Origin of the sequence: Streptomyces adustus (genome assembly GCF_009377175.1) — a bacterium.
In the GTDB taxonomy this organism is placed as follows: domain Bacteria; phylum Actinomycetota; class Actinomycetes; order Streptomycetales; family Streptomycetaceae; genus Streptomyces; species Streptomyces adustus.
On sequence record NZ_VJZD01000021.1, the window covers coordinates 41,306 to 64,253 of the forward strand.

The following is a 22,948-nucleotide window of genomic DNA, read 5'->3' on the forward strand; positions in this document are numbered from 1 at the left end:
TCCCGGGCGGGCCGGTCGTCCCTCCCTCGCCGACCGGCCCGCCCGGGATCCGCCTGCTGGTTCTATACGTCGATCTGCGAGCCCATGATGACCGTGCGGTCCCGGGGGAGGCCGAAGTACTCGGCGGCGTCGGCGGTGATGTAGGAGGTGGCGATGAACAGTCGCTTGCGCCAGGGCGCCATCGTCGGCGCCTTGCCCCGCCGGAGCTCGATCTTCGACAGGAAGTACGACGCCCGGTCGAGCTGGAGCGGCCCTTCGGTCAGGGCGGGATCGAGCGCGGTCAGCGTGCTGGGCACGTCCGGTGTCTCCATGTAGCCGAACCGGGCGGTGACATGGAAGATGCCGTCGTCGGTGTAACCGAGGTCGTCGACGACCAGTCGCCGGTCGGCCGGGACCCGGGGCACCGGCTCGGTCTCCAGGGACAGGATCACGACATGGTCGTGCCGTACGTGGTTGTGCTCGACGTTGGCCCGCATGGCCAGCGGGGTGGTGTCCTTGCCCCGGTTGAGGAAGACGGCCGTTCCCGGCACGCGCAGTGTCGATACCTCACCGCTGCGCAGACGCTCGATGAACTCGGGCAGCGGCCCCTCGTCCCGTACCCGTGCCGCGGTGACGATCTTGCGTCCGCGCTGCCAGGTGGTCATCACGGTGAACGCGGTGAGGCCGATCAGCAGCGGCAGCCAGGCGCCGTGCACGAGCTTGGTGAGGTTGGCCGCCACGAAGAGCAGGTCCACCAGGAGCAGCGGGCCCGCGCCGAGCGCGACCAGCCACAGCGGCCTGCGCCACTTGGCGTGTGCGACGTAGAAGAACAGCAGAGTGGTGATGGTGATGGTCCCGGTGACCGCCATGCCGAACGCGAAGGCCAGGGCCGTGGAGCTGCGGAAGGCGAAGACCAGGGTGAGGACCGAGACCATGAGCAGCCAGTTGATCCACGGCACGTAGATCTGGCCGATCGTGGACTCGGAGGTGTGGGCGATGCGCAGCCTCGGCAGGTAGCCGAGCTTGGCGGCCTGGGAGGTGACGGAGTACGCGCCGGTGATCACGGCCTGGGAGGCGATCACCGTGGCCGCCGTGGCCAGCAGCACCATCGGCCATCTGCCCCAGTGGGGCACGAGCAGGAAGAAGGGGCTGCTGATGTTGCGGGGGTCCGCCAGGATCAGCGCGCCCTGACCGAAGTAGCTCAGGATGCACGCCGGGAACACGAGGAACATCCAGCCGCGGGTGATGGCCCGGCGGCCGAAGTGCCCCATGTCCGCGTAGAGCGCCTCGGCGCCGGTGACCGAGAGCACGACCGCGGCGAGGGCGAAGAACGCGGTGCCGAAATGACCGACCAGGAAACCCACCGCGTACGTCGGCGACAGCGCCCTGAGGATCGCCGGGTGGTCGATGATGCCGACCACACCGCAGGCGCCGATGACCACGAACCAGGCGATCATGACCGGCCCGAACATCCGGCCCACGGCCGCGGTCCCCCTGCGCTGCACGAGGAACAGCAGCACGATGATCAATGCGGTGACCGGTACGACCGCGCTCTCCAGCGACGGCTCGACGACCTTGAGGCCCTCGACCGCGGAGAGCACCGAGATGGCCGGAGTGATCATGCTGTCGCCGAAGAACAGCGAGGCGCCGAAGACACCGAGCGCGGCCAGTACGGCCGTGGTCCGCCTGCCACGCTGCGAGCCCCACCGGTGTACGAGGGTGATCAGCGCCATGATGCCGCCCTCGCCGTCGTTGTCGGCACGCATAGCCAGCAGCACATAGGTGACCGTCACGATGGTCATCACCGACCAGAACACCAGGGACACGACGCCGTACACGTTGTCCGTATTGACCGGGACCGGATGCGGGTCGCTCGGGTTGAACACCGTCTGGAGGGTGTAGATCGGGCTGGTCCCGATGTCGCCGAAGACCACGCCGAGAGCACCGATCACCACCGCGAGACGCACCGCGTCGTGCGCGCCGGGACCATGTCCCTCCGGTTGCCGCGCTGTCGGTCCGCCGTCCGGCGCGGCCCCGTGCCGGGGATCGGTCATGGCGTGCTCCTTCGCTCGGGACGTTCGTCCAGGGCCTCGTCCAGGGTCTTCGCGGCCATGATCAGGGAGAGATGGGTGAAGGCCTGCGGGAAGTTGCCGAGCTGCTCGCCGCTGGGCCCGATCTCCTCCGCGAACAGGCCGACATGGTTGGCGTACGTCAGCATCTTCTCGAAGGTGTAGCGGGCCTGCGGGAGGCGTCCGGCGCGGGCGAGGGCGTCGACGTACAGGAACGTGCACAGGCTGAACGTCCCCTCGGAGCCGCGCAGTCCGTCCGGGGAGGCCGCGGGGTCGTAGCGGTAGACGAGGCTGTCGGAGACCAGGACGCGGTCCATGGCGTCGAGGGTGCTCAGCCAGCCCGGGCTGCGCGGGGCCAGGAACCCGACCCTGGGGGCCAGCAGCAGGGAGGCGTCGAGGACGTCGCCGTCGTAGTGCTGGACGAAGGCGCGCTGCCGCTCGCTCCAGCCGCGCTCCATGACCTGTTCCAGGATCTCGTCCCGGGTCCGCGTCCAGCGCGCGAGGTCGGCCGGCCTGCTGAACTCGGCCGCCAGCTTCAGCCCGCGGTCGAACGCGGCCCAGCACATCACCCGGCTGTAGGTGAAGTCCTTGCGGCCGCCCCGGGTCTCCCAGATGCCCTCGTCGGGCCGGTCCCAGGAGTCCGCCAGCCAGTCGAGGGTCCTGGCCAGGTTCTTCCAGCCGTGATAGCCCGCCTGCTCGCCGACCGCGCGGCCCTCGGCCAGGGCGTAGAGGGCCTCGCCGTAGATGTCGAGCTGGAGCTGTTCGGTCGCGGCGTTGCCGATCCGCACCGGGTAGGACCCGCGGTAGCCCTTGAAGTGCTCCAGGGTCTCCTCGGGCAGGTGCGGGTTGCCGTCCACCCGGTACACGATCTGGAGGGGTTCGTCGCCAGGACCGTCGCCGCGTTCCAGGCGTTCGCCGAGCCAGTGGGTGAAGCGCGCCGCCTCGTCGATGAAGCCGAGGTCGAGCAGGGCCCGCACCGACAGGGAGCCGTCCCGCACCCAGGTGTACCGGTAGTCCCAGTTGCGCTCGCCGCCGATCTGCTCCGGCAGTCCCATGGTCGCCGCGGCGACCGGCGCGCCCGTGGGGGCGTACGTGAGGAGTTTCAGCGTGATCGCCGAGCGGTGCACCATGTCCGTCCAGCGGCCGCGGTACCGCGAGGTGCGCACCCACTGCTGCCAGTAGTCGACGTTGTCCCAGAGCTCGGCGGTGATCCGCTCGGTGCTGGGGGGCGGTGGCGGCCGTCCGCCCGGCGCGCAGACGGTGAACACCGCGACCGCCGTCTTCCCGGCGTGCAGGGTGATGCCGCCCCGGACGTCCTGCCCGTCCCGCCCGTCCCGTTCGAGGGGGATGCCGGTCTGGAGATGGGCCGTGCTCCCCGGGGCCCGGAACGTCGCCGTGTGGGGCGTCAGTTCGAGTTCGTGCGCCGCCCGCCCGTAGTCGAACCGAGGCCGGCATTCGAGACCGAAGTGCACGGTGCCGCGCACCGCGCGCACGACCCGCACCAGGGTGTGCCGGTCGGTCGCCGTCGGGCCCGGCAGCACCGGCATGTAGTCGATGGTCTCGCCCACGCCGTCGGGCGACATGAACCGGGTCACCACCACCGCGGTGTCCGGGTAGTAGAGCTGCTTCCAGGAGCCCTCGGGGTGATCGGGCGCGAGCCGGAAATGACCGCCGCGTTCGTGGTCGAGCAGCGCGGCGAAGACGCTCGGCGAGTCGAAGCGCGGAGCCGCGAACCAGTCGATCACCCCCTGGGACGACACCAGGGCCGTGGTCTGGAGATCACCGACGAGACCGTGCTCGGCGATGGGCGGATAACGGTCCATCCCGGCCTCCTCGTCACGCCGTCCCGGCCGTCACCCGTCCGCCGCGGACGGCGTCCAGGAGTGCCTGGTGATCCCTCTCGTTCTGATCGGCGTAACGCTCGGCGAACGGCACCAGCGCACGGTCGAAGACGTCGCCCCCGCCCAGATAGGAGGCGATCGCGATCCGGTCCCCCGACCTCGCGTGCGCGCGGGCCAGCGTGGCCCCGCACAGCTCGCCGAAGGCCCGCATCCCGGCCGGCACCATCGACTCCGGCTGCGCGGCGCCCTTCCAGTCCCGCAACTGCCGTACGTAGAAGTCGCGTCGGCGGCCGTCGATGCCGTCGGCGCGTTCCCAGCCCAGGAAGATGTCGCTGGTCGCCTGCATCAGCCGCTGGCCGAAGACCACCCGCTCGCCCTCCGTGCGCCGGCCGCCCGCACCGGCGAACGGCTCCAGTACCGAAGCGGCCGCCTCCTTGGCCTGGAGGATGAGCGGATCGTCGTCGTCCCGGCCGAGCAGCAGGACGATCCAGCACCGGGTGCCCACGCTGCCGACCCCGACCACCTTGCGGGCCACGTCGCCGAACCGGTACTGCTCCAGCAGGAACCGCCGGTCCGCCTGGAGGCTGCGGCCGTAGTGCTCGATCAGCCCGCGCAGCTGCTCCTCCAGCGCCCCGCGCTCGACGTCCGGAAGCAGGTCCTGGAGCGGGGTGATCAGCGGCGGGTCCGCGGCGATCCTGGGCCTGCCGTCGACGACCCGGGTGAGCTTGGCGAAGGCCTGGCGGCTGTCACGGGTGCGCGCCTTCGCCACCGACTCCTCCCAGCGGGCCCGGGTCCGCGCGCTGCCCTCCTTGACGAAGAGGTCTCGTACCCACTCCTCGTCGAACCGGGCGTACCAGACGGGCAGATCGCCCATCCCGGCGTAGCGCCGCATCCACTCCCGGTAGGAACGGACCGTCGACCTCACGACGCCGGCCCGCTCCTGGGCGCTGAAGCCGTTCGCCCGGCCCGCGACGACGAAGCTCGCCGACAGCCGCTTGACGTCCCACTCCCAGGGGCCGGGCAGGGTCTCGTCGAAGTCGTTGATGTCGAACACCAGCCGGCGCTCGGGCGAGGCCAGCAGCCCGAAGTTCAGCAGGTGCGCGTCGCCGCACAGCTGCGTCCTGAACCCCGACCGGGGCGTGTCGGCCAGGTCCCCGGCCATGACGGCGGCCGCCCCCCGGTAGAAACGGAACGGCGACTCGGCCATCCGGCCGTAGCGGATCGGGACGAGTTCGGGCACCCGGGTCGCCGACTGCGCCTCCAGGACGGCCACCGGATCCGGCCGCTTCGCGGTGGGCGTGAACTCGACATGGCTGGAACGGGGCACGGACGAGCGGGCGGCCTTGCCCAGCGCGGCGCGCTCCTGCGGGGTGCGGTGCCGGGTGCCCGCAGCGGTCGGGTGAGGGGTGGTCATGGCACTCGCTCCGAGTGTCGTCGCCGACGCGCGCAGCGCGGGCGAGTGCGGTCGGCGGGGGATCGACCGCGCCGATGCCCCGTGAGGATGCCTCGTGTCGACGTCCTCGGAGCGTGTCAGGACCCGCCGGGAGAAGCGGACGTCTCAGCCGGAAACCACGGTAGCCCCGGGCTTTGCGCCCGGCGAGTCGAGCCGACCGGGACGGCCGCCGCGGCGCGGGCGAGGAGTTGTGGGCGGGGGAGGGGGCGGCGACGATGAGCGCATGTGCGGTTCCACGGCCGGGTGCCGCGCGCGGCGACCAGGGTCGGCCCGGCGTGATCCGCCGGACCGGTTCTAGGGGGCTGCGATGGTTCTCGACCTGCTGATCCTCGGGCTGTTGATCGCTCTGAACCCGCTGCCGGTCACCGGGTTCGTGCTGGTGCTGTCGGCCCCCGGCGGGATCTGGAACGGGCTGGCCTTCGTGCTCGCCTGGCTGACCTGCTTCGTCGGGATCATCGCCGTGGTGCTGGTCATGACCGGCGGTCAGCCGCCGCCCCCGCGGTCCCCGCCGACCGAGGCCGCGCTGGCCGCCAAACTCGCCATCGGCCTGGGGCTCGTGTGGTACGCGGAGCACACCCGCCGCAGGCTGGGCACCCGGCAGAAGCCGTCCGGAGGCATGTCGCGGGTCGACCGGATCAACCCGTGGAGCGCCGCCGGCCTTGCCCTGCTCCTCCAGCCGTGGGGATGTGTGGCCGCCGGTGCCGCCACGGTGGTGACGGCCGACCTCTCCCACGCCGCCGCGTACGCGGCGCTGTTCGGCTACTGCCTGCTGGCCAGCTCCAGCCTGCTCACGATGGAGCTCTACGCGACCTTCGCCCCCGAAGCGGCCGCCGAGCGGCTCGGGAAGCTGCGCGCATGGCTGGAGGGCCACAAGGAGCAGACGATCGTCGCGGTCTCGCTGCTGGCGGGGCTGTGGCTGGTGGGCCGGAGCATCCACGGACTGACGTCCTGAACCGACGCCGACGCCGACGCCGACGCCGACGCCGACGGGCGCCGTACGGCATACGCCGTGCACACGGGCCCGCCGTGCTGCCGCGCGTGCGTACGCCGAGTTGCCGCGTCCGGACCGCGCCGCGTTAATGGTGGGGCGCCCGGCCGGGCCGTGATCCGGCGCATGCCGCTGTGTCACACGGAGGTCCGGATGGACATGATCCACGTCCGGGCGGTGAGCCCTCCGGACCTCACGGAACACGCCGTCGCCCTGCTGCGGGCCGAGCCGTGCGTGGTGAACCTGGTGCTCCAGCGGGACAGCGTACGCAACCCCGACGGTGACGCCATCGAGTGCGACGTCCTGACCGGCGCCGCGAACGACGTGTTGCGCGGGCTGCGCGACCTCGGACTCGGGCGGCGCGGCTCGATCGTCCTGGACCCGGTCGACACCGTGTTCTCCGACCACGCGGCGAAGGCGGGTGCCGAGGTGTTCGGCGCCCGGCTGAGCGCGCCGGTGTGGGAGCAGGTGGAGGCGCACATCCGGGCCGAGGGGAGATATCCCCCGAGCTTCTACCTCTTCCTGCTGATCGCCGGGATCATCGGCGCGGTGGGCATCTTCACCAACTCCCAGATCCTGATCGTCGGGGCCATGGTGGTCAGCCCCGAGTACGGCGCCATCACCAGCGTCGCCCTCGGGATCGACCACGGTTCCCGACGGGGGGTCCGGCGGGGACTGTGGGCTCTGTCCGAGGGATTCCTGCTCGTGATCGTCACGACCTTCCTCTTCGCGCTCCTCGTCCGCGGTTTCGGCCTGCAACCGCGCGCGTTCGCCCTCGGGCTGAGGCCCGTCTCGAACCTCATCAATTCGCCGAACTTCTTCTCGGTCGTGGTCGCGGTGCTGGCCGGGATCGCCGGAATCGTCTCGTTGGCCGAGGCCCGCACGAGAGCGCTGCTCGGCGTCTTCATCTCGGTGACCACCATTCCGGCGGCGGCCGACATCGGGGTCTCGTGCGCGTTCACCGAGTGGACCGAAGCCCGCGGATCGCTGCTCCAGCTCCTGCTCAACATCGTGGTGCTGATCGTGGTCGGGACCGGCACGCTCAAGTGCCAGCGCGCGATCTGGCGGCGCGTCGGCGCACGCGGCCGGACCCGCTCGGCCTGAACCGAAATGCGGCCGCATCCGACCGGTGATGCAATGGACTCCGATTCAGGGACAACGCCGTGACCAGCCAGAGGTGACATCGTGGGCGATGAATTTGTCGAGATGGGACCGATCGATTACGCGGTCGTGGAGTTTCCCGGAAACCACATGACCGGTGAGGGTTTTCCGCTGCTGGTCGACCTGGTGGAGCGCGGCATCATCCGAATTCTCGATCTGATGTTCATCGGAAGAGAAGAGGACGGAACCGTGGTCGGTATGGAGATCACCGACTTCACCGGCGACGGTGCGCTGGACCTGGCCGTCTTCCAGGGAGCGTCCTCCGGGCTCCTTGGTCACGACGACGTGCAGGAGGCGGGCGCCGCCCTGGAACCGGGCAACTCCGCCGGGATCATCGTCTACGAGAACCTGTGGGCCGCGCCCTTCGTCACCGCCCTGCGCCGCGGCGGCGCGCAACTGGTCGCCTCCGGACGCATCCCGGTGCCGGCCGTCCTGGAGGCGCTCGACCTGACGGACGAGGCCGTCGCGGCCGAGACCCGGCAGACCCCGACGGCCTAGCGGTATCGACCCGCAGCGCGGTGACGGAAGACGAGGTACTGCTGGGCCTCGCCCTGATCGTCGTACTGGCGACGGGCTCCCAGGTGGTGGCGCACGTACTGCGCGTCCCCGCGCTGATCGTCCTGCTGCCGGTCGGCTTCACCGCCGGCACGCTGACGGACCGCGTCAACCCCCAGGCGCTCCTGGGCGCCGCCTTCTCCCCACTGGTCTCGCTCGCCGTCGCGGTGATCCTCTACGACGCCGGGCTCGGGCTCGACCTGAGCCGGCTCCGCAACCACACGCGACGCGTCGTGGTCCGGCTGATCTGGATCGGGGTGCTGGTCACCTGCGTCTCGACGGTCCTGGTGGCCGTGCCGCTGCTCGGGCTGTCACGCAGCGCGGCGGTGATGCTCGGGGCGATCGTCGTCGTGTCCGGGCCGACCGTCGTCGGCCCGCTGCTCGGCTTCGTCCGGCCGACCGAGCGGCTCCAGCGCATCCTCGTCTGGGAGGGAACGCTGATCGACGCCGTGGGCGGCGTCCTGGGCGCCCTGGTCTTCCACGCCGTCATGGCGGGCGGACACCGGGGCGTCGCGAGCGGGCTAGGACAGTTCCTGATCAGCACGGCGGTCGGCGTGGCGGGAGGCGTGGCCGGAGCGGCCCTGCTGGTGACGGCGCTGCGCAGGCTCCGGCTCGGCGAGGTGCTGGGCACGACGGTGCAACTCGCCGTGGTGGTCGGCGTGGCGGCCGTCTGCGACCTGGCGCGGGACGACGCCGGACTCATCGCTGCCATCCTGATGGGCCTGGCGGTGGCGAACCTGCCCGACCTGGACGAGGCCGTCCGCAAGCCGTTCTTCGAGACGCTCGTCAACCTGGTCATCGGCCTGCTGTTCATCTCCATCTCGGCCACCGTCACCCCGCAGTCCCTGCGGCATGTGCTGCTGCCCACCCTCGGGCTCGTGGCCGTCCTGGTCCTGGTGACCCGGCCCGTGGTGGCGGCCCTGTCCACGCTGGGGACCGACGTGCCCGCCGGGGAGCGCTGTTTCCTCGGGTGGATGGCGCCGCGCGGGATCGTCGCCGCCGCCACCGCCTCGACGTTCTCGGCTGCCCTGGTCGACAAAGGGGTCGGCGGCGCGGCGCGGATCCTGCCGGCCACCTTCGTGGTGATCGTGGCCACGGTCACCCTGTACGGGCTGAGCGCGGTGCCCGTGGCGAGACGGCTGGGCGTGGTGCGCCCGGCCCGTTCGCGGCCGCTGCTCGTGGGCGGCGATCCCTGGGTGGTCGACCTGGGCCGGGCCCTGCGGTCGGTGGGCCTCGACGTGGTCATGTGGGCGGCGGGTGAGCCGGAGCGCGACAGCATCAGGGCCGCCGGGATCGAGCTGGCCGAGGGGGAGTTCCTCGCCGTGGCCACGGGCGCCGGTGCGGAGGCCGAGGGCCTCACCGGGGTCCTGCTCCTGACCGGCGAGGACGATTTCAACGCACTGGCGGCCCTGAACCTGGAGGGCAGGGTCGAGGGCACCGTCCACCGGCTCGGGGCGTCCGTGGAGAACCAGGGGATGATCGCAGCCCCCTCCCTCCAGGGGCGGGTGCTCTTCGCTCCCGAACTCACCGCGTCCGAGCTGGCCCGCCGCCATGCCGGGGGCGCCCGAGTGGTGACCCGCCGGGTCGAGGGCCCCCTGGAGGCCGGGGCCCGGCTGCTGTTCCTGGTCCGCGACGACGGCAGGCTGCTCCCGGTCACCCGCACCGGCGGCCCGAGCCCGCGGCCGGGGGACATCGCCGTACTCCTGACGGCTTGAGGGTCCGGCCGGGCCGAAGTGCGGTGGTACGCGTCCGGTGCTCCAATGGAATCCGGCGAGCGCGCGGGCAGCCGCGTGCCGGCCGGCAGTCAGGTATGTCGGAGGCCGGACAGACCGTCACGCGCCTCCTGCGAGAAGGGAACCGCCGTGCCAGGTCTCCTCCGCGGGGTAGCCCGCACAGCCGTGGTGGCCGGCACGGCCACCGCCGTGTCGAACCGTGTCTCACGCCGTCAGCAGGGCCGCTGGGCCGAGCAGGAGTACCAGCAGGCGCAGCAGCAGGCCGCTCCGCAGCCCGTGGCGCCCGCCCCGGTCGCTGCCACCACCCCGCTCACGGACGACATGAGCAGCAAGATCGATCAGCTGAAGCAGCTCGGTGACCTCAAGGCCCAGGGTGTTCTCACCGAGGCCGAGTTCGCGGAGCAGAAGCGCAGGCTCCTCGGCTGACCCGTCGCCGCGGGCACGGATCACCAGGAGGTGGGCAGGCTCTCGACGACGTCCGCGCGGGGTCGCGCGGGCGGACGTCGGGAGCCTGCCTTCGTGGCGCGCCGGCTCAGCGGGCCGTGCCGAAGTCCTGCGTCCAGTAGCTGCCGGGCTGCGCGAGACCGACACCGATCTCCTTGAAGGAGCAGTTCAGGATGTTGGCCTTGTGGCCGGGGCTGGACATCCAGCCGGCCATGACCTGCTCGGGGCTCGCGTAACCGTAGGCGACGTTCTCGCCGTAGGCGCTCCAGATGTAACCCGCCCGGGTGATCCGGTCACCGGGGGCCGACCCGTCGGACCCGGTGTGCGACATGTTCTGGTGCGCCGCCATGTCGGCGCTGTGCGCCTGGGCGGCCTTCGTCAGGGTCGCGTTCACGGTCAGGGCCGAGCAGCCGACCTTGCTGCGCTCGGCGTTGACGAGCTGGACGACACGCTCGGTGGCCGCGGTCGCCGTGGCGGTGGCCGAAGGGGTCGCGGCCGCCTTCGGGGTGTTCGTCGGCTGCGGGGTGGCGGTCGGCTTCGGCGTGCTCGTGGCCGTCGGCGCGGGGGTGGCCGAGGCGGGCGGCGCGGTCCACGGAACGTGCGGGGCGTGGGTGGCGGCCGCCTTGGGCTTGTGGGTCTTGGTCTTCGCCCGGTGGGAGTGGGCGCCGGCCGAGGAGGTGGCCTTCGGCGCTGCCGTCGCGGTGGGCGTGCCGCTCTCGTAGCCGTTCCCGGCGCGGTTCCAGACGAACTGCTCCCGCCAGTCCGCGCTCAGGGTGTGCGCCGCGGTGGGGGTGGACCGGGCGGCCCCACTGCCCGGCCAGTTGGCGCAGGCCATGGCGGCGGACGGCACGCCCACGGCCGCCACGGCGACGGCGGCGATGACTATTCGTCGGAACTGCTTGCTCTTGCGGTGCTTTGCCATGCGTGACCTCACTCGGTAGTCGCGGAGCGCCCTCGTGCGGCTGGCTCTGCGCGGACTCCGCTTCTGCGAGCGCGGAGACGTCCTGCCGGTCGACATTCTTAGGACGTCCTCATATAGGGCGCAAAGGGCCCATGTACTACCTCGCTTCGTAGACTTTGGGGGCCCTTGCCACGGGCGTGGGGGCGTGCTGACCGCACGCCCTCGGCGCCGGTCGCGCGCCTGTCGTCACGTCAGAAACCCTCAAGAGCAGGACGGTGGGGGCGCACGCCGGGCGGGTGGATCTTCATGGCTTCGGGCGGATCGCTCACCTGGAGCAAGACGGACAAATCCCATATGTCGCCAGAGTGGCATCTACTACCCGGCCCGCTTAGTGCCCGGAGTCCGGGTGACGCATGTCACGGAACCATTCCTTCCGGTTCTTTCCGATGCCCGACCGACGCCCGACGCGGCCCTGTCAAGCCCGCGCGTGCTTTCAGGTGACCTCACCGCCTGTCTCCGCGGTCGAGCGGCTCGGCAACCCCGACCATCGCAGTCGGCGGGGACGTCCTCGCCCGCACCTCGCCCTCCGGGAGGCAGTTGTGCACATCCTGCTCGTGGCCGACGCGTTCAACAGCCTCACGCAGCGTGTCCATGCCGAACTGCGGGATCGCGGTCACACCGTGGCGGTGGAGCTCGCGCTGCCGGGCCGGTCCTTGTCGGAGGCCGTACGGCGGCACGCGCCGCAGCTCGTCCTGGCGCCGATGCTGAGGACGGCCATCCCGCGGGAGGTGTGGTCGGCGCACACCTGTCTGATCGTGCATCCGGGTCCCGTCGGCGACCGGGGCCCGTCCTCGCTCGACTGGGCGATCCACGAGGGTGCCGGCCGATGGGGTGTGACCGTCCTCCAGGCCGAGGAGGAGATGGACGCCGGTGACGTGTGGGCGTCCGTCGCCTGCCCGCTGCCCGCGGTGGGCAAGAGCGACCTGTACCGCAACGAGATCGCCGACGCCGCCCTCGCGGCCGTTCTGCTCGCGGTGGACCGCTTCGTGAGCGGAACCCATGTGCCGCTCCGTCAGCAGCCGCCCGACGGAGACGGCCCGTCCGGAGCTGCCCCCGCGTCCGGAGCCGCCCCCGTGTCACCGTCCGGAGCCGCCCCCGCGTCCCCGGCCGGAGCGGCCCCCGCGTCCGAGGCCGAAGCCTTCCCCACGGGCCGGGCCGCATCCGTCCCCGCGTCCGCGGCCGCAGCCCTGCCCGGGCTTCCGGCCGCCATGGTCGTCCCGCCGTGCACCCGTCCCTATCTGGACCAGAGTGTCCGGCGCATCGACTGGTGTGCGGACGACACGGCGACCGTCGTCCGCAAGCTGCGGGCCGCGGACTCGCGGCCCGGGGTGCTGGACGTGCTGCTCGGCGGCGAGTGGTATCTCCACGGCGGTCACCCCGAGGCAGGGCTGCGCGGCCGCCCCGGCGAGCTGCTGGCCACCCGGGCCGGGGCGCTGTGCCGGGCGACGACGGACGGCGCGGTGTGGATCCCCGAACTGCGGCCGCGCCGTCGGCCGGGCGGCCCGCGCACCTTCAGACTGCCCGCCACGCTGGCCCTCGGCGACCGGCTGCCCGCGCTGCCGGAGGTGCCCGCGCCCCCGCTGTCGTACCCGCGAGCGCATCGCGGCACCTGGACGGACATCCGCTACCGGGAGGACGGCGAGACGGGGTTCCTCTCGTTCTCCTTCCCGGGCGGCGCGATGAGCACGGGGCAGTGCCGCCGGCTGCTCGCCGCCTACCGGGAGGTCTGCGAGCGGCCGACCACGGTGCTCGTGCTCGGCGGCCAGCGGGACTTCTTCTCCAACGGCATCCACCTCAACGTCATCGAGGCCGCCGCCGACCCCGCCGCCGAGTCCTGGGCGAACATCAACGCCATCGACGACCTGGTGGAGGCGGTGCTCGGCACGACGGACCGGCTGGTGGTCGCCGCCGTGGCGGGCAACGCGGCGGCCGGCGGCGTGATGCTCGCGCTGGCGGCCGACGAGGTGTGGTGCCGTTCGGGCGCGGTCCTCAATCCGCACTACCGGCTGATGGGTCTGTACGGCTCGGAGTACTGGACGTACACGCTGCCGCGCCGGGTGGGCTCCGCCACGGCCGAGCGGATCATGAGCGAGGCGCTGCCGATGAGCGCCGTGGGCGCCCGGCGCGTGGGCCTCGTGGACCGCGTGGTCGAGTGCGCTCCGGAGGACTTCCCGGCGCGGGTCGGCGCCCTGGCGACCCGGCTTGCGTCCCTGCGGGGCACCGGGGCGCGCGTCGTCGCGAAGAAGGCGGAGGCGGAACGCCGCCGGAGCGTGGCGCCGCTGGCGGGTTTCCGGGAGCGGGAACTGGCCCGGATGCGAGAGACGTTCGAGGATCCCGAAGCCCCGTACCACGCGCTGCGTCGCACGTTCGTCCGCAAGGACGGCCCACTGCGTGCATGACATCGACGTCACCGGAACGGCCCACGCAGACCATCCATCGGGTCCGGATCGCTGGTAGCAAGAAGAGTGATGGTCGAAATATAGGCCTTTGTTCCTCAACGCCACGAGGAGGCGGTCCCATGACTGCAGCAACGCCGCGCCCGGTCGACGCTGCGGACGGCGGAAGCGCGCCCGCAGACGAGGCACCCACGATCCACATTCTCTGGATCAACGCAGGACTGAGCTGCGACGGAGACTCGGTCGCGCTGACGGCCGCCATGCAGCCGAGCATCGAGGAGATCGTGCTCGGCGTGCTGCCCGGCCTGCCGAAGATCCAGGTGCACTGGCCGCTGATCGACTTCGAATGCGGTCCGGTCGGTGGCGCGGACACGTTCATCGAGTGGTTCTTCAAGGGGGAGCGGGGCGAGATCGACCCGTTCGTGCTCGTCGTCGAGGGGTCCATCCCCAACGAGGCGATCAAACCCGAGGGCTACTGGTGCGGCTTCGGCGACAATCCCGAGACCGGTCAGCCGATCACCACCAGCGAGTGGATCGACCGGCTCGCCCCGAAGGCGCTCGCGGTCGTCGCCATCGGCACCTGTGCCACCTACGGCGGCATCCACGCCATGGCCGGCAACCCGACCGGCGCCATGGGCGTGCCCGACTACCTCGGCTGGGACTGGAAGTCGCAGGCCGGCATCCCCATCGTGTGCGTGCCCGGCTGCCCGATCCAGCCCGACAACTTCTCCGAGACGCTCACGTACCTCCTGTACCAGGCCGCCGGCGCCGCCCCGATGATCCCCCTGGACGACAAGCTGCGTCCGGCCTGGCTGTTCGGCGCCACCGTGCACGAGGGCTGCGACCGCGCCGGCTACTACGAGCAGGGGCAGTTCGCCGAGACGTACGACTCGCCGACGTGCCTGGTCAAACTCGGCTGCTGGGGCCCGGTCGTCAAGTGCAACGTGCCCAAGCGCGGCTGGATGAACGGCATCGGCGGCTGTCCGAACGTCGGCGGCATCTGCATCGCCTGCACCATGCCGGGCTTCCCCGACATGTTCATGCCCTTCATGGACGAGCCTCCCGGAGCCAGGGTGTCCAGCACGGCGAGCGGCGCGTACGGCGCGGTGATCCGCAGGCTGCGGTCCGTGACGGCCAAGACCGTGGACAAGGAGCCCAAGTGGCGCCAGACCGGCGAGCGCATCACCACCGGCTACCGGCCGCCGTGGTGATCCCACGCCCCATGTGAGCCCTCCGACCCGACCCACTTCCCCCCACACCCGCGCGCAACGAAGGGCACGGCACACCGAGATGGCACCGACGACGAAAGCGGCCGGCGACGGCACCGGCCTGGTGGAGATGTCCTGGGATCCGATCACCCGGATCGTGGGCAGCCTGGGCATCCACACCAAGATCGACTTCAAGCAGAAGCGGGTCGCGGAGTGCTACAGCACCTCGTCGGTCTTCCGCGGATACAGCGTCTTCATGCGCGGCAAGGACCCCCGCGACGCGCACTTCATCACCAGCCGGATCTGCGGCATCTGCGGCGACAACCACGCCACCTGCTCGGTGTACGCCCAGAACATGGCGTACGGCGTGAAGCCCCCGCACCTCGGTGAGTGGATCCTCAACCTCGGTGAGACCGCGGAGTACATGTTCGACCACAACATCTTCCAGGAGAACCTGGTCGGGGTCGACTACTGCGAGAAGATGGTCAAGGAGACCAACCCCGGTGTCCTGGAGCTGGCCGAGCGCACCGAGGCCCCGCACGCCGCCGAGCACGGCTACCGCACGATCGCCGACATCATGCGCTCGCTGAACCCCCTGGAGGGCGAGTTCTACCGCGAGGCCCTCCAGGTCAGTCGCTACACCCGGGAGATGTTCTGTCTGATGGAGGGGCGCCATGTGCACCCCTCCACGCTCTACCCGGGCGGCGTCGGCACGGTCGCCTCCGTGCAGCTCTTCACGGACTACCTCAGCCGCCTCATGCGCTACGTCGAGTTCATGAAGCGCGTGGTGCCGCTCCACGACGACCTGTTCGACTTCTTCTATGAGGCCCTGCCCGGGTACGAGGAGGTCGGCCGTCGGCGCGTGCTGCTCGGCTGCTGGGGTGCGCTGAACGACCCCGAGTACTGCGACTTCACGTACGCCAACATGACGGACTGGGGCCGGCGGATGTTCGTCACGCCCGGTGTCGTCGTCGACAACAAGCTGGTCACCAACGACCTCACCGAGATCAACCTCGGCATCCGCATCCTGCTGGGCAGCTCCTACTACGAGGACTGGCAGGGCCAGGAGCAGTTCGTCACGCACGACCCGCTCGGCAACCCGGTGGACCCGCGCCACCCGTGGAACCAGCACACCATCCCCGCCCCGCAGAAGCGGAACTTCGACGACAAGTACAGCTGGGTGATGTCACCGCGCTGGTTCGACGGCAAGGACCACCTCGCCCTGGACACCGGCGGGGGCCCCCTCGCCCGGCTGTGGTCCACCGCCCTGTCGGGGCTCGTCGACATCGGCGGGGTGAAGGCCACCGGGCAGAGCGTGATCATCAACCTGCCGCGCACCATGACCAAGCCGGAGACCACCTTCGAGTGGAAGATCCCCCGGTGGTCCAACGCGCTGGAACGCAACCGCGCGCGCACCTACTTCCAGGCCTACTCCGCCGCCGTCGCCCTGCACTGCGCGGAACAGGGGCTCGCGGAGGTCCGGGCCGGCCGGACCCAGACCTGGGAGAAGTTCGAGGTTCCGGACGAGAGCATCGGTTGCGGCTTCACCGAGGCGGTCCGCGGCGTCCTCTCCCACCACATGGTGATCCGCGAGGGCAAGATCGCCAACTACCACCCGTACCCGCCCACCCCGTGGAACGCCAGCGTCCGCGACTCCTACGGCACCCCGGGCCCGTACGAGGACGCGGTCCAGAACACCCCGATCTTCGAGGAGAACCCCCCGGAGAACTTCAAGGGCATCGACATCATGCGGGCCGTCCGCAGCTTCGACCCCTGCCTGCCGTGCGGCGTCCACATGTACGTGGGCGGCGGCAAGACCGTGCAGAAGATGCACGTGCCCACCGGACTGAGCGGACTGGGCGGTTGAGCGCGATGACGTCGACGGACGCGCTGCCGTCGACGAACGCGACGCACAAGGCGAACGCGACGCACAAGGCGAACACGACGACCAGGGTGAGCGCCGAGCAGGCCGGCCGACGGGTCGAGGAGGTGCTGGACCGGCTGGCGGCCGCCGGGGACCGCGCCGCCGCCGAGGCGGCGGAGGAACTCGTCAGATCCCTCATGGACTTCTACGGCTCCGGTCTGGCCCGTATCGTCCGGCTGCTGTCGGCGAGCGGCGGCCGGGGTCCCGGTGGTGACCCCCTGGCGGCCCTGCTCGGCGACGAACTGGTGGCGAGCCTGCTCGTCCTGCACGATCTCCATCCCGAGGACCGGGACGCCCGTATCGCCCGAGCGCTGGACGGCATCCCGGAACACGCCCTGGAGGTCGCGGGCTTCGACGAGGCGTCCGGCACCCTGGAGCTGCGGACCACCGCGGCGGACTCGGGCTGCGGCTGTGCCGCCGGCGCCGGGTCCGCCCGGCAGGCCGCCGAGGACGCGCTCGCCTGCTTCGCGCCGGAAGTGCGGGCGGTCGACATCCGCACGGCCCCCGCGGGACCACCCCTGCTCCAGATCGGCAAGGGCCCGAAGAGCGCCCCCACCGCGGCGAAGACACGATGAGCGCACCCCACAACGGCTCCGGCGGCCTGCGCAGATTCCTGGCCGAGCGGCCGCCCCGCCCCGAGCGGTGCGAACTGTGCGCGGTGGCGGTGCCCGAGGAGGACCACCGCCATCTGGTCGACATCGAGAAGCGGGCCCTGGTCTGCGCCTGCACCGGCTGCGCCCTGCTGATGGAACGGCCGGGCGCGGCCGCAGGCCGCTTCCGCGCGGTCCCGGACCGCTACCTCACCGACCCCGACCACCACCTCGACGAGGCCGCGTGGGAGGCGCTCCAGATCCCGGTCGGCGTCGCCTTCTTCTTCCGCAACGCGGCGCTCGACCGGCTGGTCGCCCTCTACCCGAGCCCGGCCGGGGCCACCGAGAGCGAACTCGAACCGGCGGTCTGGACGGCGGTCCTCGGCGACAGCCGCCTCGCCGACCTGCTCGAACCCGACGTGGAGGCACTGCTGCTGCGGCGCCTCCACGGCCGGTGCGAGAGCTACCTCGTACCCGTCGACGTCTGCTACGAACTGGTCGGCCGTATGCGGCTGTTGTGGCAGGGTTTCGACGGCGGGGCCGAGGCCCGCGCCGCCCTGGACACGTTCTTCACGCAGATCGCGCACCGTGCGAGGCCGGTGCACCAGGCCGAAGCGCGAGCGGTCGAGGCGACGCACGCGGTCGAGGCGACGCACGCGGTCGAGACGCACGCTGCCGAGACGCACGCGGGCGAGCCGTGCGCGGCCGAGGCGGGCCGACCGTGACGGAGTTCTCGTTCGCCTGCACCGGCGTCCGCGCCGACCGCTACGCCGCCGGGCCGACCCTCGTCTTCCGGCTGCGCGTCACCGCGTCCGGCGGCGCCCGCGTGCACGCCCTCGCGCTGCGCTGCCAGATCCGTATCGAACCCGCCCGCCGCGGTTACGGTCCCGCCGAGGCCGACGGCCTGAAGGACCTCTTCGGCGAGCGCTCACGCTGGGGGAGCACCCTTAAGCCGGTGCAGTTCGCCCAGGTCCCGGCGATGGTGCCCGGCTTCACCGGCGAGACGGAGACGGACCTCGTCGTGCCCTGCACCTACGACCTCGACGTCGCCGCGAGCCGCTATCTGGACGCGCTCGACGACGGCGAGGTCCCGCTGCTGATGCTCTTCTCCGGTACGGCGTTCACCGGCGCCGGAGGATTCCGGGTCGAGCCCGTGCCATGGGACCGGGAGGCGTCCTTCCGGATGCCGGTCACGGTCTGGCGGGAGATGCTCGAACAGCACTTCCCCGGATGCGGCTGGATCCGGCTGCCCCGCGCCACCATGGACGCGCTGCTCGACTACCGCTCCCGCCACGCCCTGCCCTCCTGGGAGGCGACCGTGCGGGCACTCCTCGACGACAGCGCGACCGGGCGGGCACTGCCCGGCGACAGCGCGACCGCCCTTCCCGCCGATCCGTTCGCGGCGCTGACGCGAAGCACCGGAAGGACCGCCCCGTGACCGTGACCGCCTTCACCCCGGCCACCGAGGAACGGTTCGCCCTGGCCCGGCAGGTCGCCGACGCCGTCCTCTTCGAGGGTTACGTCCTCTACCCGTACCGCGCCTCGGCGGCCAAGAACCGGCTGCGCTGGCAGTTCGGGGTGCTGGTGCCGCCCGCCTGGGGCGCCGAGTGCGAGGAGCACGAATTCCAGCACACCGAATGCCTGATGGAGCCGAGGACGGGTGCGACCCTCTCGGTCGAGCTGCGCTTCCTGCACGCCCGGCGGCGGACCGTGCAGCGGCTGCACCCGGACGGCGGCTTCGAGACGGTTCCCGAACTGCGCCTGGAGGACCGGGTCCTGGTCCCCTGGGACGAGGGAGCTGAGGAGCACGTCGAGGTCGTCGCCGCGGTGGACGACCTCCTCGGTGACGGCGTCACGACCCCGTTCACCCGGCCCGCCCGCGAGGAGATGGAGCCGGTCCTCGACGCGTCGGGCCGCACCGTCGGCCGGCTGGTGCGCCGGTACGAGCGGGTCGACGGCGTCGTACGGCTGTCCGCCCGCGAACTCGACGGCCCCTACCGGACGCTGCGACTGACCGCCGTGGTCGAGAACACCAGCACCTGGACACCCCCGGACGGGCGGACCGCCGACCGGGACGCCGCGCTGCCGCACTGCCTGGTCGCCGCCCACACGCTGATGGGCCTGAGCTCCGGGTCGTTCCTGTCCATGACGGACCCGCCGGAGTGGGCGAGAGGCGCCGTCGCGGCCTGCCGCAACCTGCACACCTGGCCCGTGCTTGCCGGCGAACCCGGCCGCGCGGACCTGGTGCTGTCCTCACCGATCATCCTGGAGGACCACCCGGCGATCGCCCCGGAGAGCCCCGGAGCGCTCTACGACGCCACGGAGATCGACGAGATCCTGGCGCTGCGCACCGCCGCCCTCACCGACGAGGAGAAACGCGAGGCCCGCGGCACGGACGAGCGGGCCGCCGCGGTGATCGACCTGGCGGACTCGATGCCCCCGGAGGTCCTGGAACGTCTGCACGGCGCGGTACGCGGTCTGCGCGAGGTGACCGGCTCCGCACCGGCGAACCCGGTCGGGGCCGCGGGCCCCGGATTCCCGGACGAGTTCGGCGTGCAGCGTCAGGACACACCGTGGTGGGATCCGGCGAGCGACGCCGGGTTCGATCCGGCACGCGACCGCGTCGTGGTGGAGGGCCGCTCGCTCGGCGCGGGGAGCCGCGTACTGCTGCGGCCGGGCCTGCGGCGCACCGACGCCCAGGACCTGTTCCTCCAGGGCCGCAGCGCCAAGGTCGAGGCGGTGCTGCACGACGTGGACGGCGCGGTGCACCTGGCCGTCACGGTCGAGGGCGACCCCGGCGCCGACATCCGCCGCGAACAGGGCCGTTACCTGTACTTCCAGCCCGACGAGGTCACCCCGTTGGAGGACCCCGTATGAACGCGTCCCCGGACCGGACCGCGGCACCGGACGGCAGGGTCCTGGTCGCCGGCATCGGCAACATCTTCCTCGGCGACGACGGCTTCGGGGTCGAGACCGTGCGCGCGCTCACCGGCAGCCGACTGCCCGACCGTGTCGAGGTCGTGGACATCGGCGTACGGGGCGTGCATCTGGCGTACCAGGTCCTCGACGGCTACGACACCCTGATCCTGGTGGACGCCACCCTGCGTGGCGAGGCACCCGGAACCCTGTACCTGATCGAGCACGACGGCGCGGCAGGGGAGGCTGTGCCGCCCGGTGCCGCGCTCGACGGGCACCGTATGACCCCCGACACCGTGCTCGCGCTGCTGGGGACCCTGTGCGCCGGAACCGGCGGACAGCCGCCCCGGCGCGTGCTGGTGGTCGGCTGCGAACCGGCCTCGGTGGAGGAGGGCATCGGCCTCAGCGCGCCGGTGGCCGCCGCCGTTCCCGAGGCCGTCCGGCTGATCGAAGAGTTGCTGCGGGCCGACGAGCCGGGAGAGTCCGCGCCGCGGGCCACGGTCGGCGAAGCCGCGAAGTGAGGAGACAACCATGCTGAAGACCCTTGCCTGTGGCGCGGCCGCGGCCGTCGTCGCCGCCGTCCTCGTGCAGTCCCTGCCGGACATCAGGCGCTACCTGCGCATGCGCGCCATGTGAGCCGGGGCCCTGTCGGCCGGCCCTCTTCCGGTCGGCTGCCGGGAGGGCACGGCGCGCGTTGCGGCGAACGGCGTACCCGCCCGGCCGGCGACGGCGTGCCGGTCCGCCGGCCCCGGACGGCTCCTCTCTAATGAGGATGGCGGACGCTCCGCCCGACGGGCCGGTCGACCCCTGGCGGTCGGCGGCGCTCGGCGCGGACCGGCCCGGGCGGAGGGAGACCGATGCACGAGATGTCCATCGCGCTGGCGGTGATCGGCCAGGTGGAGGAGGCGGCCGAGCGGGCCGGTGACGTCACGGCCGTGCGCTCGGTTCGGCTCCTGGTGGGCGAACTGGCCGGTGTCGTGCCCGACGCCCTGGCCTTCTGTTTCGAACTGGCCTGTGCCGGGACCGTCCTCGAAGGCGCCGAACTGGTCACCGAGACGGTGCCGGGACGCGCCCGCTGCGCCCCGTGCGCGCACGAATGGGCCGTCGGTGTCCCGCCCCTGCTGAGCTGCCCGCGCTGCGGCGGAGCCGGCACCGACCTCCAGGCGGGCCGTGAACTACAGATCGCCGCCGTGCACTGGGAGGACGGCAGGACGCCCGCACCAGCCCGCGAACCGATCCCCGAGGAGCGCTGAACCATGTGCCGCGTGGTCGACCTGAGACAGGCCGTACTGGCCAAGAACGACGCGGGCGCGCAGACCCTGCGCGCCGAGCTGACCGCGCGCGGGACCGCGGTCGTCAACATCCTCTCCAGCCCCGGCAGTGGCAAGACCGCCCTGCTCGAACGTGAACTGCTGCTCGCGCGCGAGCGGTCGGTGCCCGTCGCGGCGCTCACCGCCGACCTCGCCACCGAGAACGACGCCGTACGGCTCGCCCGCTCGGGCGTACCGGTCAAGCAGGTCCTCACCGACGGGCTGTGCCACCTGGAGTCCGCGATGCTCGCCGGGCACCTGCGCGGCTGGCTGCCCGACGACACCCGGCTGCTGTTCGTGGAGAACGTCGGCAATCTCGTCTGCCCCGCCTCCTACGACCTCGGCGAGACGCTGCGCGTCGTCCTCGCCTCCGTGACCGAGGGCGAGGACAAGCCGCTGAAGTACCCCACCGCCTTCGGCCTCGCCCATCTCGTGGTCGTCACCAAGACCGACCTCGCCGAGGCCGTCGACTTCGACGAGGCGGCGTTCCGCTCCCATGTCGAGCGGGTCAATCCCGGCGTCGAGGTGGTGCTGACCTCCGCGCGGCACGGCCGGGGAGTGGGCGCCATCCTCGACCGGGCGCTGGCGGCGGCGGACGGCGCGCCTCCGCACGTCCCGGTCATGGCCCGCACCGCCGACGCGCACACCCACGCACACGTGCACGCCGACACCCACGCCCCTGCGCACCCGCAAGCGCACCCGCTCCCGGACGGCCACACGCACGAGCACCCGCCCGGCCACAGCCACGGCCAGACCGGCACCCACGCCCACGCCCGTCCCGATACCCACGCCGACGCCGTGCCCCGCACCCACCCGTGAGCGCACCACCGTCCGCGCCCGCGCTCACCGGCGACCGGCCGCAACGCCGCCGCGTCACCGTCCGCGGAGTGGTCCAGGGAGTCGGCTTCCGGCCCTACCTCTACACCCTCGCCACCGCGCTCGACCTGACCGGCCATGTCACCAACACCGCGGAGGGCGTCGTCGCCGAGGTCGAGGGGGCACCCTCGGCGGTCGCCTCCTTCTGCGAGCGGATCGCCGCCCAGGCGCCACCGCTGGCCCGGGTGGAGTCCGTCGACCACCAGGAGGTGCCCGCCACCGGCGGCGGCGCGTTCACCATCCTGGCCTCCCACACCGAAGGTCCCGCGCGCACCCTGGTCTCGCCCGACACCGCCACCTGCGCCGACTGCCTGCGCGAACTGGCGGATCCGGCCGACCGCCGCCACCGCCACCCGTTCGTGAACTGCACCCACTGCGGACCGCGTTTCACGATCGTCACCGATGTGCCGTACGACCGGGCGCACACCACCATGGCGGACTTCCCCATGTGCGCCGACTGCGCCCGGGAGTACGCCGATCCGGCCGACCGCCGCTTCCACGCCCAGCCGGTCGCCTGCCCCGCCTGCGGACCCTGTCTCTTATA

The 22,948-nt window shown here is 72.0% G+C and carries 21 protein-coding genes; 17 read left to right on the forward strand and 4 right to left on the reverse strand.

Features of this window, described 5'->3' with window-relative positions; all coding sequences use genetic code 11:
• Positions 1 to 62 precede the first annotated feature (62 nt).
• The 3 genes from FNH09_RS07840 to FNH09_RS07850 are packed head-to-tail and all read right to left on the reverse strand — an operon-like array spanning position 63 to position 5,303.
• Positions 63 to 2,033 carry a potassium transporter Kup gene (locus tag FNH09_RS07840; RefSeq protein WP_152886023.1) on the reverse strand — a complete coding sequence of 657 codons (1,971 nt, stop codon included), beginning with the start codon at positions 2,031 to 2,033 and terminating at the stop codon, positions 63 to 65.
• Positions 2,030 to 3,871 carry a glycoside hydrolase family 15 protein gene (locus FNH09_RS07845; RefSeq protein WP_152886024.1) on the reverse strand — a complete coding sequence of 614 codons (1,842 nt, stop codon included), beginning with the start codon at positions 3,869 to 3,871 and terminating at the stop codon, positions 2,030 to 2,032. The genes FNH09_RS07840 and FNH09_RS07845 overlap by 4 nt, the downstream gene beginning before the upstream one ends.
• 13 nt (positions 3,872 to 3,884) lie before the next feature.
• Positions 3,885 to 5,303 carry a DUF2252 domain-containing protein gene (locus FNH09_RS07850; RefSeq protein ID WP_152886025.1) on the reverse strand — a complete coding sequence of 473 codons (1,419 nt, stop codon included), beginning with the start codon at positions 5,301 to 5,303 and terminating at the stop codon, positions 3,885 to 3,887.
• 346 nt (positions 5,304 to 5,649) lie between these two features.
• On the opposite strand from FNH09_RS07850, the gene FNH09_RS07855 reads away from it, so the two are divergent.
• From FNH09_RS07855 to FNH09_RS07875, 5 genes are all read left to right on the forward strand, one after another.
• On the forward strand, positions 5,650 to 6,294 hold the full coding sequence (locus FNH09_RS07855; RefSeq protein ID WP_152886026.1) for a GAP family protein: 645 nt from the start codon (positions 5,650 to 5,652) through the stop codon (positions 6,292 to 6,294).
• 189 nt (positions 6,295 to 6,483) lie between these two features.
• Positions 6,484 to 7,434: a DUF389 domain-containing protein gene (locus tag FNH09_RS07860; RefSeq protein ID WP_152886027.1), complete on the forward strand. Its 951-nt coding sequence runs from the start codon at positions 6,484 to 6,486 to the stop codon at positions 7,432 to 7,434.
• Between the two features lie 102 nt (positions 7,435 to 7,536).
• Positions 7,537 to 7,989 (forward strand): DUF6325 family protein, encoded by a 453-nt coding sequence (locus FNH09_RS07865; protein ID WP_152886042.1) that lies wholly within the window; start codon positions 7,537 to 7,539, stop codon positions 7,987 to 7,989.
• Positions 7,990 to 8,009: 20 nt separating this feature from the next.
• Positions 8,010 to 9,761: a cation:proton antiporter domain-containing protein gene (locus tag FNH09_RS07870; protein ID WP_162468241.1), complete on the forward strand. Its 1,752-nt coding sequence runs from the start codon at positions 8,010 to 8,012 to the stop codon at positions 9,759 to 9,761.
• A gap of 147 nt (positions 9,762 to 9,908) precedes the next feature.
• Positions 9,909 to 10,205: an SHOCT domain-containing protein gene (locus FNH09_RS07875; RefSeq protein ID WP_162468242.1), complete on the forward strand. Its 297-nt coding sequence runs from the start codon at positions 9,909 to 9,911 to the stop codon at positions 10,203 to 10,205.
• A gap of 106 nt (positions 10,206 to 10,311) precedes the next feature.
• Here the strand turns inward: FNH09_RS07875 and FNH09_RS07880 are convergent, their stop codons facing one another.
• Positions 10,312 to 11,145 carry a CAP domain-containing protein gene (locus FNH09_RS07880; RefSeq protein WP_152886029.1) on the reverse strand — a complete coding sequence of 278 codons (834 nt, stop codon included), beginning with the start codon at positions 11,143 to 11,145 and terminating at the stop codon, positions 10,312 to 10,314.
• 578 nt (positions 11,146 to 11,723) lie between these two features.
• On the opposite strand from FNH09_RS07880, the gene FNH09_RS48280 reads away from it, so the two are divergent.
• From FNH09_RS48280 to FNH09_RS07935, 12 genes are all read left to right on the forward strand, one after another.
• On the forward strand, positions 11,724 to 13,583 hold the full coding sequence (locus tag FNH09_RS48280) for a hydrogenase maturation protein (protein ID WP_338017508.1): 1,860 nt from the start codon (positions 11,724 to 11,726) through the stop codon (positions 13,581 to 13,583).
• A 119-nt stretch (positions 13,584 to 13,702) separates the two neighbouring features.
• Positions 13,703 to 14,791, forward strand: a complete 1,089-nt coding sequence (locus FNH09_RS07890) for an NADH-quinone oxidoreductase subunit B family protein (protein ID WP_152886031.1) — start codon at positions 13,703 to 13,705, stop codon at positions 14,789 to 14,791.
• A 79-nt stretch (positions 14,792 to 14,870) separates the two neighbouring features.
• The gene (locus tag FNH09_RS07895) at positions 14,871 to 16,655 is read left to right on the forward strand and encodes a nickel-dependent hydrogenase large subunit (RefSeq protein ID WP_152886032.1); all 1,785 of its coding nucleotides are present in this window, start codon (positions 14,871 to 14,873) and stop codon (positions 16,653 to 16,655) included.
• A gap of 5 nt (positions 16,656 to 16,660) precedes the next feature.
• Positions 16,661 to 17,287, forward strand: a complete 627-nt coding sequence (locus FNH09_RS07900) for a hypothetical protein (protein WP_238426528.1) — start codon at positions 16,661 to 16,663, stop codon at positions 17,285 to 17,287.
• Complete coding sequence (locus tag FNH09_RS07905) at positions 17,284 to 18,027, forward strand: DUF5947 family protein (protein ID WP_238426529.1); 744 nt, start codon at positions 17,284 to 17,286, stop codon at positions 18,025 to 18,027. Before FNH09_RS07900 ends, FNH09_RS07905 begins: the two co-directional genes overlap by 4 nt.
• A complete protein-coding gene (locus FNH09_RS07910) occupies positions 18,024 to 18,740 on the forward strand; it encodes a DUF6084 family protein (protein ID WP_162468243.1) in 717 nt (238 codons plus the stop codon). Before FNH09_RS07905 ends, FNH09_RS07910 begins: the two co-directional genes overlap by 4 nt.
• A complete protein-coding gene (locus tag FNH09_RS07915; protein WP_162468244.1) occupies positions 18,737 to 20,179 on the forward strand; it encodes a hypothetical protein in 1,443 nt (480 codons plus the stop codon). The genes FNH09_RS07910 and FNH09_RS07915 overlap by 4 nt, the downstream gene beginning before the upstream one ends.
• Positions 20,176 to 20,739, forward strand: coding sequence for a hydrogenase maturation protease (locus FNH09_RS07920; protein WP_152886033.1), 564 nt, complete (start codon positions 20,176 to 20,178; stop codon positions 20,737 to 20,739). Before FNH09_RS07915 ends, FNH09_RS07920 begins: the two co-directional genes overlap by 4 nt.
• Before the next feature lie 10 nt (positions 20,740 to 20,749).
• Complete coding sequence (locus FNH09_RS50075; RefSeq protein WP_375971837.1) at positions 20,750 to 20,854, forward strand: DUF6893 family small protein; 105 nt, start codon at positions 20,750 to 20,752, stop codon at positions 20,852 to 20,854.
• A 221-nt stretch (positions 20,855 to 21,075) separates the two neighbouring features.
• Positions 21,076 to 21,471, forward strand: coding sequence for a hydrogenase maturation nickel metallochaperone HypA (hypA, locus tag FNH09_RS07925; protein ID WP_152886034.1), 396 nt, complete (start codon positions 21,076 to 21,078; stop codon positions 21,469 to 21,471).
• Between the two features lie 3 nt (positions 21,472 to 21,474).
• Positions 21,475 to 22,347, forward strand: coding sequence for a hydrogenase nickel incorporation protein HypB (hypB, locus tag FNH09_RS07930; RefSeq protein ID WP_152886035.1), 873 nt, complete (start codon positions 21,475 to 21,477; stop codon positions 22,345 to 22,347).
• A partial coding sequence (locus tag FNH09_RS07935; protein ID WP_162468245.1) for an acylphosphatase occupies positions 22,344 to 22,948 on the forward strand: 605 nt, incomplete at its 3' end. The genes hypB and FNH09_RS07935, both read left to right, overlap by 4 nt.